The 16,941-nt window shown below is 69.8% G+C and carries 18 protein-coding genes and 1 pseudogene; 8 read left to right on the forward strand and 11 right to left on the reverse strand.

Annotated features, from left to right (window positions below; translation table 11 throughout):
* Positions 1–5: 5 nt before the first annotated feature.
* A complete protein-coding gene (locus FHG54_RS11815; RefSeq protein ID WP_139417447.1) occupies positions 6–2,105 on the reverse strand; it encodes a glycosyltransferase in 2,100 nt (699 codons plus the stop codon).
* 194 nt (positions 2,106–2,299) lie between these two features.
* Between FHG54_RS11815 and FHG54_RS11820 the strand changes: the two genes are divergently transcribed.
* Positions 2,300–2,506: a dodecin family protein gene (locus FHG54_RS11820; RefSeq protein ID WP_139417448.1), complete on the forward strand. Its 207-nt coding sequence runs from the start codon at positions 2,300–2,302 to the stop codon at positions 2,504–2,506.
* 50 nt (positions 2,507–2,556) lie between these two features.
* Entirely contained in the window at positions 2,557–3,234 is a 678-nt protein-coding gene (locus FHG54_RS11825; protein ID WP_139417449.1) for a DedA family protein, read from the forward strand.
* Here the strand turns inward: FHG54_RS11825 and FHG54_RS11830 are convergent.
* The 3 genes and pseudogenes from FHG54_RS11830 to FHG54_RS11840 form a co-directional block, all read right to left on the reverse strand.
* Positions 3,160–3,791: pseudogene (locus FHG54_RS11830) on the reverse strand (FMN reductase). The gene FHG54_RS11825 and the pseudogene FHG54_RS11830 overlap by 75 nt on opposite strands.
* Complete coding sequence (locus FHG54_RS11835) at positions 3,788–4,942, reverse strand: LLM class flavin-dependent oxidoreductase (RefSeq protein ID WP_139417450.1); 1,155 nt, start codon at positions 4,940–4,942, stop codon at positions 3,788–3,790. Before FHG54_RS11835 ends, FHG54_RS11830 begins: the two are co-directional and overlap by 4 nt.
* Positions 4,943–5,126: 184 nt before the next feature.
* Complete coding sequence (locus tag FHG54_RS11840; protein WP_232331431.1) at positions 5,127–6,680, reverse strand: M28 family metallopeptidase; 1,554 nt, start codon at positions 6,678–6,680, stop codon at positions 5,127–5,129.
* A 191-nt stretch (positions 6,681–6,871) separates the two neighbouring features.
* Between FHG54_RS11840 and FHG54_RS11845 the strand changes: the two genes are divergently transcribed.
* A complete protein-coding gene (locus FHG54_RS11845; protein ID WP_139417452.1) occupies positions 6,872–7,687 on the forward strand; it encodes a glycosyltransferase family 2 protein in 816 nt (271 codons plus the stop codon).
* A gap of 16 nt (positions 7,688–7,703) precedes the next feature.
* Here the strand turns inward: FHG54_RS11845 and FHG54_RS11850 are convergent, their stop codons facing one another.
* Positions 7,704–8,630, reverse strand: a complete 927-nt coding sequence (locus FHG54_RS11850) for an alpha/beta fold hydrolase (protein WP_415858817.1) — start codon at positions 8,628–8,630, stop codon at positions 7,704–7,706.
* 181 nt (positions 8,631–8,811) lie between these two features.
* On the opposite strand from FHG54_RS11850, the gene FHG54_RS11855 reads away from it, so the two are divergent.
* Complete coding sequence (locus FHG54_RS11855; RefSeq protein ID WP_139417454.1) at positions 8,812–9,192, forward strand: thioredoxin family protein; 381 nt, start codon at positions 8,812–8,814, stop codon at positions 9,190–9,192.
* 40 nt (positions 9,193–9,232) lie between these two features.
* On the opposite strand, the gene FHG54_RS11860 is transcribed toward FHG54_RS11855, so the two are convergent.
* The 4 genes from FHG54_RS11860 to FHG54_RS11875 form a co-directional block, all read right to left on the reverse strand.
* Positions 9,233–9,865, reverse strand: a complete 633-nt coding sequence (locus FHG54_RS11860) for a hypothetical protein (protein ID WP_139417455.1) — start codon at positions 9,863–9,865, stop codon at positions 9,233–9,235.
* 36 nt (positions 9,866–9,901) lie between these two features.
* Positions 9,902–10,789 (reverse strand): LLM class flavin-dependent oxidoreductase, encoded by an 888-nt coding sequence (locus FHG54_RS11865; RefSeq protein WP_139417456.1) that lies wholly within the window; start codon positions 10,787–10,789, stop codon positions 9,902–9,904.
* A gap of 28 nt (positions 10,790–10,817) precedes the next feature.
* The gene (locus FHG54_RS11870) at positions 10,818–12,020 is read right to left on the reverse strand and encodes a trans-sulfuration enzyme family protein (protein ID WP_139417457.1); all 1,203 of its coding nucleotides are present in this window, start codon (positions 12,018–12,020) and stop codon (positions 10,818–10,820) included.
* Positions 12,021–12,082: 62 nt separating this feature from the next.
* Positions 12,083–13,048: an EamA family transporter gene (locus FHG54_RS11875; RefSeq protein WP_139417458.1), complete on the reverse strand. Its 966-nt coding sequence runs from the start codon at positions 13,046–13,048 to the stop codon at positions 12,083–12,085.
* A 136-nt stretch (positions 13,049–13,184) separates the two neighbouring features.
* On the opposite strand from FHG54_RS11875, the gene FHG54_RS11880 reads away from it, so the two are divergent.
* Positions 13,185–13,730 (forward strand): CGNR zinc finger domain-containing protein, encoded by a 546-nt coding sequence (locus tag FHG54_RS11880; protein ID WP_139417459.1) that lies wholly within the window; start codon positions 13,185–13,187, stop codon positions 13,728–13,730.
* A 173-nt stretch (positions 13,731–13,903) separates the two neighbouring features.
* Here the strand turns inward: FHG54_RS11880 and rpsO are convergent, their stop codons facing one another.
* Positions 13,904–14,173: a 30S ribosomal protein S15 gene (gene rpsO, locus FHG54_RS11885; protein ID WP_139417460.1), complete on the reverse strand. Its 270-nt coding sequence runs from the start codon at positions 14,171–14,173 to the stop codon at positions 13,904–13,906.
* 134 nt (positions 14,174–14,307) lie between these two features.
* Entirely contained in the window at positions 14,308–15,321 is a 1,014-nt protein-coding gene (locus FHG54_RS11890; protein WP_139417461.1) for an NAD(P)-dependent alcohol dehydrogenase, read from the reverse strand.
* 56 nt (positions 15,322–15,377) lie between these two features.
* Between FHG54_RS11890 and FHG54_RS11895 the strand changes: the two genes are divergently transcribed.
* The 3 genes from FHG54_RS11895 (at position 15,378) to FHG54_RS11905 (ending at position 16,934) form a co-directional block, all read left to right on the forward strand.
* Positions 15,378–15,572 (forward strand): hypothetical protein, encoded by a 195-nt coding sequence (locus FHG54_RS11895; protein WP_139417462.1) that lies wholly within the window; start codon positions 15,378–15,380, stop codon positions 15,570–15,572.
* Positions 15,573–15,628: 56 nt separating this feature from the next.
* Positions 15,629–15,994 carry a DUF488 domain-containing protein gene (locus FHG54_RS11900; RefSeq protein ID WP_139417463.1) on the forward strand — a complete coding sequence of 122 codons (366 nt, stop codon included), beginning with the start codon at positions 15,629–15,631 and terminating at the stop codon, positions 15,992–15,994.
* A gap of 112 nt (positions 15,995–16,106) precedes the next feature.
* Positions 16,107–16,934: an SMP-30/gluconolactonase/LRE family protein gene (locus FHG54_RS11905; RefSeq protein WP_139417464.1), complete on the forward strand. Its 828-nt coding sequence runs from the start codon at positions 16,107–16,109 to the stop codon at positions 16,932–16,934.
* The last annotated feature ends 7 nt before the right edge of the window (positions 16,935–16,941 follow it).

A 16,941-nucleotide genomic window follows, 5' to 3' on the forward strand; every position in this document is an offset into this window, starting at 1 on the left:
CGACGTCACTCCCCCTGCGCCGACCCTCGAACCACGGTGATCGCCGCATTCCCTGACAGGTGATCCGTCGCCGACACGATGACCGGCAGCAGCGCGGCGCGCTTCGGCGACCGACCGTCGCCCGCCGCACGACCGACGAGTCGGCGTCCCAGCCACGGCGTCGCGTGCCGAAGGAGCCATTCGGCGTCGCCCACCGCAGTGAGCGCGAACTCCTCCTCCCGGTCGTGCATGACGTGGTCCAACTCACCGAGTACGCTCGCGTCGGGCACGCCCAGCACCCGGGCTGCGGCGTACGCGATGCCGCGATGCCCGGCGGCGTTCAGGTGCACGCGATCCGCCGCCCAACGCTCGTCGTCGATGAGCCCGGAAACGGCATCGACGTCGAGGAGCATCGATCCGGTGGCATGGGCGAGCTCACGAAGCCTCGCGTTGTACACCCGGAAGCGGCGCCGGAAGAGCCGGGTCAACGGCCGGCGCGGCAGGAACGCGGTCACGAGCAGCACATCGCATCCGGTCGCCCGAAGCCGGGAGACTGCTTCGCCGAGGTCGTCGGCGAGGCGCACCGGCCGGGCGCCGCGCCCGACGAGGTCGTTCGCCCCGATGAGCACCGTCACCAGGTCGGCCCCGAGCGCCGCGGCCCTCGGCAGTTGTACATCGATCGCGTCGCGCACCCGGCGGCTCCGCACGGCGAGGTTGGCGTACGCGACCGATTCGCCCGCAGAGCTTCCGACGGCGATCAGCATCGCGAGTCGGTCGGCCCAGCCGCGGTACTCCCCTGCCGGCATGCGCGAGGTGTCGCAGAGTCCCTCGGTCAGCGAGTCTCCCACGGCGACGTAGCGACTCCAACGTCGCGGAGCCGGAGCCGGAGCCAGGGCCGAAGCTGAAGCCACGGGCGTGGATGCGGCGGGGCCCGCGTTCTGCGCGGTCGACGCGGGCGCCGGGGCATCCGTTGCGGAAAGGGCCGAAGCATCCCTTGCGGCGTCCGTCGCAGTGACGGGCGCGCGCCCGATCGCCGATTCGTAGTGGCCGACGAGCTCATCGCCGAGGCGGTCCCACCCCCGGCCGGCGACCGAGTCGCGTGCACGCTCGCCGAATGCCCGGCGCTTCGCGTCATCGCCCGTGAGGTCGCGCACTCGTTCGCGAAGGTCGTCGAGGTCGCCCGGGCGGTAGAGCCACCCGTTCGTGCTGTTCTGCACGAGGTCGACGGGGCCGCCGCGCCCGGTTGCGACGACCGGCACCCCGCTCGCCATCGCCTCCTGCACGGTCTGGCAGAAGGTCTCGCTCTCGCCGGGGTGCACGAAGACGTCGAGGCTCGCCATCGCGCGTGCCAGTTCGTCGCCGCCGAGGAAGCCGGTGAAGCGGGCGCCGGGCAGCATTCGCTCGAGCAGAGCCCGAGACGGGCCGTCGCCGATCACGACGAGCCGCACGCCGGGCAGGGCCGTGATCGCGCGAAGATCCTCGACCTGCTTCTCGGGCGCGAGGCGGCCGACGTAGCCGACGAGCACCTCGCCGCCCGGCGCCATGTCGCGGCGCCACGCCTCGTCACGTCGCATCGGCGAGAAGCGTTCGGTGTCGACACCGCGCCGCCACAGCCGCAGCCGGTCGACCCCGAGGGACTCGAGCTTGTCGACCGCCGACGACGACGGTGCGAGGGTCAGCGTGGCGCGCCGGTGCAGGCGTCCGAGATGCCTCGTGAGGGCGGGCGCCGCGCCGGGCACCCCGTACCGCTGCGCATATGACGGGATGTCGGTCTGGTAGACCGCGACGCTCGGGATGCCGAGCGACTCTGCGGCGAGCACCCCGCGCCAGCCCAGCACGAACGGCGACGCGAGGTGCACGACGTCGGCCCGGTGAGCGCGCATCACCTCGGCGAGCCGGTGCGCGCCCGCGAGCGTCACCCGCACGTCGGGGTAGCTCGGCAGCGGCACCGACGGGAGGAGCACGGCGCGGGCGCCGTAGAGGGTGTGGTCGATCGGCCCCGAGCGCGGGGCGATCACGAGGGCGTCGTGCCCCCGGCGTTCGAGGTGGCGCAGCGCCTGGAGCAGCGAGTGCGTCACGCCGTTCATGTGCGGGAGGAACGATTCTGCGAGGAGGACGACCTTCACGCCTCCAGCGTGAGGGGTGCGCGGGAGCGAGCACCCCGGAATCGCCCGCAGGAACCGAGGATTCATCGATCCGTCGACTCCTGTTCGCCGCCGCGTCGTCGAGACGCTCCGTGCGGCCCGTGCGGGTCTCGCTTTCCGCCCGGGCGTGGCGCAAGATGGGTCGTACGCACACACATCATTCGAGGGGGAATGCCATGTCATCCGTCGCACGTGTCACCACGATCACCGTCCGCTCCGAACAGGGATTCGACGACGCGGTCGCCACCGGCGTCGCGCGAGCATCGGAGACCCTGCGCAACGTCACCGGCGCCTGGGTGAAGGAACAGAAGGTCGACGTCGCCGACGGCACGGTCTCGGCCTGGTCGGTCACGCTCGAGGTGACCTTCGTGCTCGACGACTGAAACACGCGCCGAGACATCCGCTGTTCACCTCGCCGGGCTAGAACGGGCGAGTGGATGACGCATGGCTCGTCTCGCTCGCCGCCTCGCCGTGGCTGCTGCCCGCGGTCTTCGCGCTCGTCGTCGGCGATGCCTTCTTCGTCGTGCTGCCGAGCGAGACGGTCGTCGTGGCGCTCGGCGCGCTGTCGGCATCGACCGGGTCACCGCAGCTCTGGCAGCTCGTGCCCGTCGCCGCCGCCGGTGCGGTCGTGGGCGACGGGCTGTGCTACCTGATCGGTCGACGGGTCGGCCTCGATCGGTGGCGCTGGCAACGCACGGGTCGCACCGCGACGGCGATCGGGAAGATCCGCACCGCCGTGCACCGCAGAACCGCGCTGCTCGTGTTCACGGCCCGCTACGTGCCGTTCGCCCGCATCGCCGTGAACCTGGCCGCCGGAGCGGGCCGGGTTCCGCTCCGGCGTTACCTGCCGCTGTCTGCCGCGGCCGGGATGGCCTGGGCGTTGTTCAACGTCGCGATCGGCTCGATCGTGGGCGGCCTCCTGCGTGACTCTCCGCTCCTCGCGGCCGCGATCTCCGTTCCGATCGCGATCGTGCTCGGCGTCGTCGTCGACCGTGTGGTCGTGCTGCTCGATGACCGCCGTGCCCGAGGCGAAGCGTCACTCGCCGGCGAGACCGCCGATGAGGTGCCCGAAGGGACGATCGAGGGCGAAGGGATCCCTGATGTTCGCTGAGCGGTCGCTCGCTGCGACGAGCGCCGCGAGTTCGCCCCGAGGCCCGCTCGATGCGCGCGGGCAGCGTCTTCACGCTGTCGGCCGATTCGCCCCAGTCACCGGTCGCGGCGAACACCCCGGTCGGTGCGACGACGGCGTGCAGGTAGGTGAACATCGGCCGCAGCGCGTAGTCGAGTGCGAGCGAGTGCCGCGGCGTGCCCGGCAGTGGCGCCGATCACGACGGGCAGTCCGGCGAGCGCGTCGCTGTCGATCACATCGAAGAACGACTTGAAGAGTCCCGAGTAGCTCGTCGTGAAGATCGGCGTGACGGCGATCAGCCCGTCGGCGCCGGTGACGGCCTCGATCACGGCCTCGAGCTTCGGGCTCGGAAAGCCCGTGAGCATGTGATTCATGATGTCGGTCGCGACATCCCGGAGCTCGAAGGTCTCGACGGTCGTGTCGATGCCGTCTTCGGCGAGCCTGGCAACGGCGGCCCCACTGAGCTTGTCGGCCAGCATGCGGGTCGACGAGGGCTGGCTGAGTCCGGCGGAGACGACGGCGAGGGCGCGGGTGGTCATGCTCCGGCCCCTGTCACGGTTGCAGCGCCGAACGCGGCCCCCTTCGTCGCGGCATCCGCTCCGCCTTCGACCTTCACCGAGTTGCGAAGCGCGACGAGCGACGCGTGCGTCGGGGCATCCGGAACCGTCTCGGGGCGGTTCTTCGCGAATTCGCGGCGCAGCACCGGCACGACCTCGGAGCCGAGCAGGTCGAGCTGCTCGAGCACGGTCTTCAGCGGCAGACCGGCGTGATCCATGAGGAAGAGCTGGCGCTGGTAGTCGCCGACGTAGTCGCGGAAGCCGAGGGTCTTGTCGATGACCTCCTGCGGGCTGCCGACCGTGAGGGGGGTCTGCGAGGTGAACTCCTCGAGGCTCGGACCGTGCCCGTACACGGGCGCGTTGTCGAAGTACGGGCGGAACTCGCGCACGGCGTCCTGCGAGTTCTTGCGCATGAACACCTGGCCGCCGAGGCCGACGATCGCCTGGGCAGCGGTGCCGTGACCGTAGTGCTCGAAGCGCTGACGGTAGAGCCCAACCATGCGCCGGGTGTGCGAGGCAGGCCAGAAGATGTGGTTCGCGAAGAAGCCGTCGCCGTAGTACGCCGCCTGCTCGGCGATCTCGGGGCTGCGGATCGAGCCGTGCCAGACGAACGGCGGCACGTCGTCGAGCGGGCGCGGCGTGGACTGGAAGCCCTGCAACGGCGTGCGGAACTGGCCCTCCCAGTCGACGAAGTCCTCATGCCACAGACGGCGCAGCAGGTTGTAGTTCTCGAGCGCGAGGTCGATGCCCTGGCGGATGTCCTTGCCGAACCACGGGTAGACCGGCCCGGTGTTGCCGCGGCCGAGCATGAGGTCGACGCGGCCGTCGGCCACGTGCTGGAGCATCGCGAAATCTTCGGCGATCTTCACGGGGTCGTTCGTCGTGATGAGCGTCGTCGAGGTCGTCAGTTCGATCTTCGAGGTCTTCGCCGCGATGTAGGCGAGGGTCGTGCTCGGCGAGGAGGAGAAGAATGGCGGGTTGTGGTGCTCGCCGAGGGCGAAGACGTCGAGGCCGACCTCTTCGGCGTGCTGGGCGATCGTCAACACATCGGTGATGCGGTCGTGCTCGCTCGGCGTGCGCCCCGTCGTCGGGTCCTGGGTGATGTCGCTGACGGTGAAGATTCCGAACTGCATGGCGGCCTCCTGGGCTCATCCTCGTGGGAGCTTTCCGTGATACATGCTTTTGCATGTACTTTACCGAACGGATGCCTCACCTCCACTATTCCCGAATGGCAGGTGCCGGCGTGCGCGACGAAGAGCGGGGGCGCCGCGCGGCGCCCCCGCCCTTCGTCTTCGCGTCAGCCGAGTCGTCTTCGTGTCAGCCGAGCTCGCCGTGCTCGTGGCCTCCACCGCCGCCGACCGTGCCCTGCGGGCCGGCCGGATCCGGGAGGAAGTTGAACGGCAGCTTCTTGCCCTTCACCCCGTTGACGTCTTCGGTGGAGTACGCGTACGTGAGCACCGCGGTCGCGATCGCACCCGTGTTCACCAACAGCGCTTTACGGTCGATGTTCTCGATCGTGTCGCACGCGATGTGGTAGCACTGGTCGAGTTGCTCACCTGCGGTGCCGCCCCAGATCGCCGCCTGCTGCTCGGTCTTCACGACCTCGGCTCCGGTGAACAGGCCGCCTGCCGGAATGCCGTTGAGGATGAAGGCCTCGTAGTCGCTCCGCCCCGAGAACTCCGCATCGTCGTACGGGATGTGGAGCAGGGTGAAGTAGCTCTCGAAGAGGTCCTCGATGGCGATCGACCCCTCGGGCACCGGCACTGGCGCCTCGTACCCCGACTCGTCGCTGTCGTAGATCATGAACATGTAGTTCGGCGACGCGATCATGTCGAAGTTGAGGTAGAGCGCGATCTCATCCTTCTCGGCCTGCGAGAGGCCGGCGACGTACGCGGCCGAGCCCAGGAGCCCGGACTCCTCCGCGCCCCACCAGGTGAACCGAAGCGTGTTCTGGGGCTTCAGTTTGCCGATGTTCTCGGCGATCTCCAGCAGCGCGGCCGAACCGCTCCCGTTGTCGTTGATGCCGGGGCCGGCCTGTACCGAGTCGAGGTGCGCACCTGCCATGACGACGTTCTGGTCGTTCTTGCCGGGAAGCTCGGCGATCACGTTGGTCTGCGGCCGCTCCTCGGGCTCGGGCACGAAGGCCTTCGCCGTCGATCCTGTCTCCGCGAGCGCGACGCCCTGATCGAAGCTCGCACCGACCACCGGTATCAGCAGCGGGTCGGGATTCTCGCCGATGAGCGTTCCCGTGACGAGACCCGATCGTTCGGGCGTGTTGCCCTGGTTGAAGATGATCACCGCTTCGGCCCCGGCATCCTGTGCGTTCTTCGCCTTGACGCCGAACTCGCAGGTGCCGCGCTGGATGAGCGCGATGTCGCTCTCGCCCGAGAAGTCGAGCCCGACGAAGTCTGCTGCCTCGCAGCCGCTCGTCACGGGGTCGTACGGCGCGGTGAGCACGACATCGACGGGAACGACGGTGCCCTCGACCGTTCCCGAACCGGTGCCGGTGAACGACTCGGTCTCGTAGACGGCGGCGACCGGCGTCAACTGCTCGAGCGAGGCGGGCCCGGTGTACGTGTAAGGGAACTCCTCGAGCGTCACCTGCCAGCCCGCGTCTTCGAGCGTCTCAGCCACGTAGTCGACGCTGGCGTCGTAGCCGGGCAGGCCGGCCGCACGGTTGCCGCCGTTCTCGTCGGCGATCTGCTGGAGCTTGTCGAGGTGGGCCATGATGCCGAACGGTCTCACGCACTCGAGGAGCTTGGCCGCGGTGTTGTTGTTGCGATTGTCGCACTTGGCGGATGGCCCGGCCACGGCCGCCCCCGCCGGAATCAGCGCCACGGTGAACGCCGCGACGGTCGCGATCGCGGTCACCTTGGCCCGCCTGGAACGTGTTGCAGATGGGTACATCGTCTCCCCTTCCGTGCCGGTTCGTCTTCGTTGACCCCCGGACGGGGGCCAGCATAGGCAGATCACTCCCCCGTCCGACAGCCCTGATGCCAAATCGACCGCTACGACGCACGGATCGAGCGTGAAACGACCGCTCCGTGGCTAGACTCGCCGTGATGGGCACCATTTCGGTCGTCATTCCGAGCCTGAACGACGCGGTCTTCCTCACCGTGTGCCTCGATGCGCTCGCGAAGCAGACCCGGCGCCCCGACGAGATCATCGTCGTCGACAACGGCTCGACGGATGCCTCGGCCGACGTCGCCCGTGCCGCGGGCGCTCGGGTGGTGCACGAGCCGCTGCGCGGCATCTGGCCGGCGACGGCTGCCGGCTTCGACGCGGCTTCCGGCGATCTGCTCGCCCGTCTCGACGCCGACTCGGTGCCCGCGCCCGACTGGGTCGGCGAGGTCGAGCGGCGCATGAGCCGGCCCGACCGACCCGCGGTCGTGACGAACGGGGGCACGTTCTACGGGCGCAACGCGCTGGTGCGATGGATCGCCCGCAACATCTACATCGGCGGCTACTTCACCGTGATCGGCCCGTTGCTCGGGCACCCGCCGATCTTCGGCTCGAACTACGCGATGCGGGCCGACGCGTGGGCGATGCTCCGCGATCTCGTGCACCGTGACCGCGCCGACCTGCACGACGACCTCGACCTGTCGTGGTGGATGCAGCCCGGCATGACGGTCGTGCGCGACCGCCGGCTCGTCGTCGGCGTCTCGGCACGCCCGTTCGACAGCTTCGGCGGGCTCGCCCGCCGCGTGCGCATGGCGTTCCACACCATGTCCGTGGAGTCGCGGGAGTGGCCGCCGCTGCAACGACGTGCCGATCGCCGCCGCGGATCCGTGCAGGTGTGGGCCTGGGAGGCGGCAACGGGAGACCGGCAGGCCGACGCTCATTCCGGCGAGCCCGACCCCGACGGTGCTGCGGCATAGGTGCAGCAGTTCGACGCTATGGCGTGAGATCGGTCTCCGCGAAGAGCGCGAGCATGTCGCGCGCGAGCTGGTGCGGCGCCGTCTCGCATGGGCTGTGTCCGGCGGGATACACCGCCAGTCGCGCCCCGATCTCGGCGGCGAACCGTTCGTGCAACCACCGCGGCCACAGGTCGTGCTCCCCGACGGCCACGAGCTTCGGAATCGTCGTCGCGGCCAGCTGCGCCCGCAGGTCGGGTGTCTGCATCATGAGGGCGATGATGTCGTCGACGCTCTCACGCCGGGTGAGCGCGAAGCGTTCGCGCACGAACGCGAGCCGGCCCGGCGGCACCCGGTTGAGGTTGTTGCGGATGCCCCACAGCATGAGTGCTGCGCCCTGGCGCGGTGAGGTGAATCCGCTGATCGCACCGATGCGCTTGATGCTGCGGAACACCTGGCCGGGCTCTGGCGGGGCGCTCATCAGGGTGAGGCTCGCGAAGCGCTGGGGCCGCTCGAGCAGTGCGAGTTCGGCGAGGGTGCCGGCGAAGCTGTAGCCGAGCACGTGCGCGGGCGAGCCGCCGTCGTCGAGCACCGCGAGCAGGTCGTCGAGGAAGAGCCGCTCGTCATAGCGCAGCCGCGGTGGCCGAAGGTTCCAGGGCCCGGCTCGCCACGACTCGTACTGCCCGGCGAGGTCGAACGACTCGACGCGGTAGCCCGCCTTCGCGAGGAGCGGCAGCATGAGCACGAAGTCCTCTTTCGAGCCGGTGGCGCCCGGCACGAGCACGACGCGCGGACCCGATGCCGGACCGAGTGCGACACGTGCGAGCGTTCCGCTCGGTGCTGCGAAGTCCGAGCGTTCGGCGCCCTCGGGAAGAACCCGCCAATCGAGATCGGTGATGACGGCATCGGCCAGACGCGCGGCATCCGGAGTGGGCGCGGCATCGACGGCGACGTCGGAATTCGACAATGCATCGGATTCCGGCCGGCGCCGACGGAACGAACCCAGCGCACCTCCGAATGCGGCCACGCCTTCACGATAGCGGCGACCGTTGCGCCGGCGCATCGACCGCACTGAGCTGTCACTACCGCACTGAGCCGTCACGACCGCACTGAGCCTTCGCACAGCGATCGACGCTTAGGCTGAATGCATGGCTACCGTCGCGCTCACCCTGGACACCTTCGAGAAGACCATCCTCGAGGGTGGCACCGTCTTCATCGATTTCTGGGCCGGGTGGTGCGGCCCGTGCCTGCAGTTCGCTCCGAACTACGAGGCGGCCTCCGAGGCGAACCCCGACCTCACGTTCGCCAAGGTCGACACCGAAGACCAGCAGCAGCTCGCTGCCGCCATGAACATCACGTCGATTCCGACGATCATGGCCTTCAAAGACGGCATCGGCGTCTTCTCCCAGGCCGGCGCACTCCCCCGGCCGATGCTCGACGACCTCATCTCGCAGGTGCGGGCGCTCGACATGGTGCAGGTGCGCGCCGATCTCGCCAAGCAGGAGCAGGAGCAGGAAGCCTCGGTCTGAACCGGCGCACGCCGCACGGCAGCGTCAGCCCGCTGCAGCGTCACCCGGTGTCGCCCGCGTCGCCTGGAGCCGCATCGCTCAGGCGCTCGACGCCGCTGAGATCGAGCTCCACTCCGTAGGGCCGTGAGGCGCCGGTCACGAGCGCAGGCACCCGCACGTAGCGACCGCTCGCACGCAGGCCGTCGAGCAGTTCGCGCCACCGACCATCGGCCGCAGCGCTGAGAAAGCCGGCGTGACGCGGGCGGTCGCCGCCCACGAGCTGCACTCCGATGCGGTAGCGCCGAGAGAGCCATCGACTCGCCCGCGGCACGAGCACTGCGGGCTGCTCGGGCCCGCCCTGCAGGCGGGCGAGTTCGATCGCCGCCTGGTGGCGATGCGCATCGGCGACGGGAGCGACCGCGCGCACCTCGCGCTCGACGCGCGGTGCGTCGAGGAGTTCGAGCCCGTCGAGGGTCGCGAGATCTCCCCACTGGTCGGGGTTCGACCTCCGTGCGCCGCGCACCACGCCGACGATCAGCCAGGTGATGGCGGCGACGAGAATCACGAGGAACGGCCAGAGCAGCCACGGCGGGGCATCCGGTCGCACGAACCCGGTCAGCACGAGCAGCACGACCACGACGAGGAACGGGAAGGGCTCCCACGCGAGCAACGGCTTCGAACGGGGTGCGGGCATGGGAATCAGGCTATCGCGGCCGCGGCAGCCGCATGCTCAGCGCAGGCGCTGCATGAGCTGCGCCACGTCGTCGAGCACGGTCTCGTCTCCCGCGTAGAGGCCGTGCTCCCGCGGCCAGTGCACGACGACGTCGGTGAACCCGAGTTCGGATGCGCGCTCGACGGCGTCTTCGAAGGCCGCGGCGCTCTCGAGGCTGTATCGGGGCTCGGAGTCGAGCGAGAGAATGCGGTCGAGGCTCGCCGGGTCGCGACCCTCCCGCGCACAGGCCTCGTCGAGCCGGGTGCTCAGCTCGGCCAAGCGCCGCCACCAGGCGTCGGTGTCGTCGATCGTGCCGCCGGTCGTCACCCAGCCGTCGCCGACCCGCGCCGTCAGGGCGAGCGACCTGGGCCCTTCTGCGGCGAGGTGCAGCGGCATGCGCGGGCGCTGCGCGGGCTCGCCCACCATGCGGGCACCGGATGCCGCGAACCACTCGCCGTCGAACGAGATGCCGTCGGAGCCCCGCTGCTCGAACCGCAGCAGCACGTCGAGCGCCTCGGCGAACTCGGTGAACCGCTCGAGGCGCTGCCGCGGCGTGTACTCGGGCTGGCCGAGCACGAAGGCGTCGAAACCGGTGCCGCCCGAGCCGACGCCGAGCAGCATGCGACCGCCCGAGATCTGGTCGAGAGTCGCGGCGTCTTTCGCGAACGGCACCGGATGCCGGTAGTTCGGGCTCGCCACGAAGGTGCCGAGCCCGATGCGCTCGGTGACCATCGCGGCCGCAGTGAGTGTCGGCACCGTGGCGTGCCAGCGCTCCCCGGCGAGCCCGCGCCACGAGAGATGATCGTAGGTCCACGCATGGTCGAAGCCCAGTTCTTCGGCGCCGCGCCAGTAGCGCACCGCGTCGGGCCAATCGTGCTGCGGGAGGATGACGACGCCGAATCGCATGGTCCGAGTCTAGGCACCGGCGCCGACGTCAGCTCGCGAGCGGCCCCACCGCGACATCGAGCGCCTGCCGCAGGTCGGCGATGAGGTCGTCGGCGTCTTCGAGCCCGATCGAGAAGCGCAGGTGCCCGAAGGTCTTGAACCCGTCGGGGTAGTACGCGACGCGCGGTCCCGTCGTACCGACGTGCACGATGAGCGACTCGTCGTGCCCGAGCGAGACCGCCGAGGTCACGATGCGCAAGGCGTCGACGAAGGCGTTCTGCACCTCGGGCCCGCCGTCGACGGCGAACGACATCACACCGCCGAACGCGCCGCCGAACTGTGTCGCAGCGAGCTCGTGCTGCGGATGCCCCGCGAGCCCCGGGTAGGCGACGAACGCGATGCGCGGGTCGCCGTCGAGCACCTCGGCCACGCGCAGGGCAGTCGCGAACGTCTGGCGCAGACGCAGGGACAGCGTCACCGAGCCGCGCATGATGAGCCATGCGTTGAACGGGCTGATGACCCCGCCGACGTCGACCATGGCGTCGGCCTTCAGTTGCGCCACGAGTTCGCGGCGACCCGAGACCGCCCCGCCCATGGCGTCGCCGTGGCCGTTGATGTACTTCGTGAGCGAGTGCACCGAGAAGTCGGCGCCGTGATCGAGCGGGCGGAAGAACGGTGGCGGGGTGAACGTCGAATCGACGCTGAGCAGGGCGCCGGCCGCGTGCGCGATCTCGGCGATGCCCGCGACATCCGTCACCTTCGTCGTGGGGTTCGCGATCGCCTCGATGTGCACGAGGCGGGTGGTCGGGCGCAGTGCTGCACGCACCGCGGCGAGGTCGCTCGTGTCGACGAAGTCGGCCTCGATGCCGTACTTCTCGGGAAGGATCTCGTTGAACAGGCGGAACGTCGCCTCGTACGAGACATCCGAGACGATGACGTGGTCGCCCGACCTCAGGAACGTGAAGAAGACGGCGTGCAGCGCCGCGACACCGCTCGCGAGCACGACGGAGTCCTCGCCGTGCTCGAGCACCGCGAGCTTGTTCTGCAGCCCGATCTGGTTCGCCCCGGAGTTGCGTGTGTAGAGCGGCGTCTCGGTGCCCGACCAGCTCATCGTCGACGGGTCGTCGGGCAGCGCATAGGAGTTCGCCATGACGATCGGGGTGCGGATCGCCCCCGAGCCGCCGTCGACGGCGTTGCCGGCGTGCACCGCCTGGGTCGTGTCTGCGAGTTCGGTCCAGTCGGCGCGGGTCATGCTTCGACGCTACGCCTGTCGCCGCGCGTGTTACGGCGCATGGCGGGCGCCGGCCACCGTGCTTACTCCCTGGCGTCGACCGGCACCGGCACGAGATCGATGTCGAGCGCCACTGCTGCGGCATCGCGCGGCCGCTCGAACCGCACGAGCACGATGCCGCCGAGGATGAGGAGCCCGCCCACCGCCTGCAACGGCCCGATCGCCTCGCCGAGCACGAACCAGGCGATGATCGCGGCGAAGATCACCTCGGAGAGCCCGAGGAACGACGAGAGCCGCGTGCCGAGCAGGCGGATCGCGCTGATGCCCGCGACGTATGCGAACGCCGTCGAGACCAGCCCGACCGTCAGCACCGGCACCCACCACGGCGCGATCGTGCCGAGGTAGGGCACGTCGGCGAAGGTCGCGGAGAACGGCACGACGCCCGTGATGCCCGCAGCGCCGAGCACGACGGCTCCCACCACGAATCCGCTCGCGGCGAGGGCGATCGGCGGCACCGAGGCATCCGCTCGCTCGCCGAGCACGTAGTAGACGCAGACCCCGACCATGGCGACGCCCGCAAGCAGCAGTCCGACGACGTCGAGGCCGCCGCCGCCCGGGCCGATCACGAGGTAGAGACCGGTGATCGCGAACACCGAGCCCGCGATGACGACGAACTGCGGAGCCCGTCGCTGCCGGGCCCAGGCGACGAGCACGAGGGCGACCGGCGCGAGGTACTCGATGAGCAGGGTCGTGCTGACAGGGATGAGGGCGATCGAGGCGTAGAAGGCGACCTGGGTGCCGACGACGGCGATGATCGAGTAGGCGAGCACCGTCCACCGAGCGCGCCACAGCGGCCGCAGGTCGAACTTCAGGGCGATGAGGCCAGGCAGCAGCAGCGCGATCGCGGCGACGCTGATGCGGGCGAAGACGCCCGCTCCCGGTGACCAGCCGGCCTCGAGCAGCGGCTTGACGACGACGCCGCCCGCACCGAAGGCGAGCCCGGCGGCGACGCCGATCACGATGCCCGGCAGGCTCTTCGAACCGCGCATCCGCGTCTCCTTGCTCTCGCCAGCGGCGTGTTCGCTGTTTCGTCTGCTGCTGTGCCCATCGTGCCCATGCAGCGCCACGTCATGACCGAACGACGTTATGCTCGTGACAGTACCGCCAAAGAATGTCAGGAGTCAAATGATTTTCACCGATGACACGAACTCGGCGCTGAGCTTCGTCGCCGCGCTGGCCGACACCGTGCCCGAGGCATCCGAATCAGGGGTCGACGAACTCTCGACACCCGAGCAACTGGCCGCGATCCTCGATGCCTGGTGGTACTCGGGCCGGCGCGACGGCACCGCCGCCGAGGTGGCCGAGGTCGCCGCCGCGCGTGACCGGTTGCGCGCCCTCTGGCGGCTCGATCGCGACGACGTCGTCATCGAGGTGAACTCGATCCTCGAAGAGGCGAACGCCCTGCCACGGCTCGTGCGACACGACGATCTCGACTGGCACGTGCATGCGACCTCGCAGGACGCCCCGCTCACCGAGCGCATCCTCGTCGAAGCGGCGATGGCGTTCGTCGACGTCATCCGCGCCGACGGCATGGACCGCCTGCGTGCCTGCGAGGCTGACGACTGCGACGGCATCTTCGTCGACCTGTCGAAGAACGCGTCGCGCCGCTTCTGCAGCACCCGATGCGGCAATCGCATGGCCGCGCGGGCGTACCGGGCACGCGGCGAGTAGCCGACCGTTTCACTCCGTCCGTGAGTTGCGCGCGGCCCGCCGAGCCGTCCCCGCCGACCTGCCTGCGAACGACGAAAGCCCCCGGCCGGCTCGTGAGAGCGGGGCGGGGGCCTCGCAAGAAGTTCGCGGTTCAACGAGAGCCGCGTCAGCCGCACGGATGCGGCGCGTGACGCTTAGCGGCGCAGACCGAGACGCTCGATGAGCTTGCGGTAGCGGTTGATGTCGACGTCGGCGAGGTAGCCGAGCAGACGACGACGCTGACCGACGAGGAGAAGCAGGCCACGACGCGAGTGGTGGTCGTGCTTGTGCTCCTTCAGGTGCTCGGTGAGGTCTTTGATTCGCTTCGAGAGGAGCGCGATCTGAACCTCGGGGGATCCAGTGTCACCGGGGTGCGTCGCGTACTCTTCGATGATCGCCTTCTTGACATCAGCTTCAAGTGCCATAGATGGGATCCCCTTTCTCCTTGTTGCGCGCTGCCCGTGGCCGAATGCCTGGGCTCTCTTTGTGCGCGGCCGTCATGACGGCAACCTCAATACTCTACCAGAGCGGATGCCTCGCGGCAGACCTGCCCGGTTCGTCAACCGAGTTCGATCACCGACTTGCCGAGCACCGCGCCCGCCTGCAGGCGCGCGAGTTGCTGCGGCACCTGCTCGAGCGGGTGCGGGCCGTCGATGAACGCGCGCAGCTCGCCGGTCACGGCGAGCGCGGCGATCTCGGGGAGGTCGCGATTCGGCACGGCGGCGAGCAGTTCGACGTGCCGGTCGAGCTCCGCCTCTCGACTCCGCGGGTCCTGCCCGCTCTGGCGATTCGCGCGAGCACTCGCGAAGAGCACCTGGGCGATGCGGCGCGGGCTCCCCCCGATGTACGCGGCGCGCCCACCGTCGGCGAGCAACTCGTTCGTCTGCGCCGGCACCAGCGCGCCGATCACGTCGAGCACGAGGTCGAAGGCATGACGCGATGCGGCGCCATCGACGACGCCCGCGGAGACGTCGTCGGCCCCGAGATCGGCGAGCGCGTCGAGCTTCCACATCGCTCGCTCGACGGCGGTCACGTGCGCTCCGCCGCGCTTCGCGAGCTGGATCGCGAAGGTACCCACTCCCCCGCCGGCGCCGACCACGAGCACGCGCCTGCCGTGCAGCGAGCCGCTCGGCGCCGCCGCCTCGGCCCCGCCGAGCGCCTGCCACGCCATGCTCGCGGCCTGGGGAAGTGCGGCGGCGGTGAGGTCGTCGAGCGCAGGCGGCCGCGGCACGAGGGCATCCTCACGCGCGGAGACGATCTCGGCGAAGCCGCCCCAGCCCGATGCCGAGAGCTCCCCGAAGACGGCGTCTCCGACGCTGTGGCGAGTGACGCCGGGCCCGACGGCGACGACGGTGCCCGAGACATCCGAGCCGATCACCCGGCGCTTCGGGCGGAACGGCGCCTCGAGACGCACGAGCAACGCCCCGGTGGCGAGGTCGACATCCCACGAGTTGAGCGAGACCGCGGCGATCCGCACGGTGACCTCGCCGGCTCCCGGCACGGGATCCGGGAGTTCGGCGAGATGCATGACCCGCTCGGGCGGGCCGTACCGGTCGAGCACGATCGCGCGCATAGCCAGATCATGTCACGATGCTTGCGGCTCGGCCTCGGGTGCGAGAGGCTGCCCGCATGCGAAAGCCTGTGCTCGTCGCGATCGGGTCGCTCGTCGTCATCATGGGCGTCGTCTTCACCCTCCAGGGGGTCGGCCTCATCGGCGGCAGCGCCATGACGGGCTCCACGCTGTGGGCGATCCTCGGGCCGATCATCGCGCTCCTCGGCATCGCGCTCATCGTCGTCGGCCTCCGGAGTCGCACGAACAACTGAGCAGCGGGCTTCGGCACTTCCTTGGCATCGCGGATGCCGCGGGCCAGACTGGCACCATGGGATTCGTCATCAAGCGGGTGTACGAGCCCGCAGAAGCATCCGATGGCTACCGCGTGCTCGTCGACCGGCTCTGGCCGCGCGGAGTGTCGAAGGAGCACGCCGAACTCGACCTGTGGGACAAGGAGGTCGCCCCCTCGCCCGACCTCCGCACCGAGTGGCATCATCATCTCGAGCGATTCGACGAGTTCGCTGCCCGCTACCGGGCCGAACTCGATGAGAACGATGCGGCGAAATCGCTCGTCGGGCTCGGCGGCGAGCACGATCGGGTGACCCTGCTCTACGGCGCTCGCGACCGGGAAGTCAACCACGCGGTCGTGCTCCTCGAATGGCTCGGCGAGCACGGGGCCTCCGTCGAGCCGTGAGGCCGAGCGCCCGGCGGTCGATCGGCGTGCGGAACGCGGGCGGCCGGTCACATTCAACCCTGCCGAAACTTCAACCCTGCCGAAACGCACGCCCATCTCCTACCCTCGATGCATGGACGTCGTACTCGAGGGCATCGCGTTCGGTGAGTCGCCGCGCTGGCACGACCGCAGGCTGTGGGTCTCCGATTGGGGGCGCGGACGGGTGGTATCCCTCGCGCCGGGCGGCACCGCAACGATCGAGGCGGAGGTGGCATCGTTCCCGCTGTGTGTCGACTTCACCACCGACGGGCGACTGCTGCTGGTGTCATCCGCCGACAGGGCGCTGCTGCGACGTGAACGCGACGGCACACTGGTGCCGCAGGCCGATCTGAGCACGCACGCCACGACGCCGTGGAACGACATCGTGGTCGACGGGCGCGGCGACGCCTACATCAACAACATCGGGTTCGACTTCCCCGAGGGCGAGCCCCGGCCCGGGTTCGTCGTGCTCGCCACGCCCGACGGCGGGGTCACGCGGGTCGCCGACGACCTGCAGTTCCCCAATGGGATGGCGATCACCGCCGACGGCACGACCCTCGTCGTCGCCGAGTCGTACGCCGAGCAGCTGACGGCGTACGACATCGCGGACGACGGCACGCTGGCCGGCAGGCGGGTCTGGGCTGCGACCCCAGGCGACCACCCCGACGGCATCTGCATCGATGCTACGGGTGCGGTCTGGTACGCCGACGTGGGCAACAGCCACTGCCGTCGGGTGAAGGAGGGCGGCGAGGTGCTCGACACGGTCGGCTTCGGGCGCGGGGCGTTCTCATGCACGCTCAGCCGCGAGGGCGACCCGACGCTGTATGTCGTCGGTCAGGACTTCAACGCCCCCGAGGATGCGCCGCCCAGCGGCATCGTCGCAGGGTTCCCAGCGCCGGCTTCAGGCGCTGGGTTCCCATGATCATCAG

Source organism: Agromyces laixinhei (assembly GCF_006337065.1).
GTDB lineage: Bacteria > Actinomycetota > Actinomycetes > Actinomycetales > Microbacteriaceae > Agromyces > Agromyces laixinhei.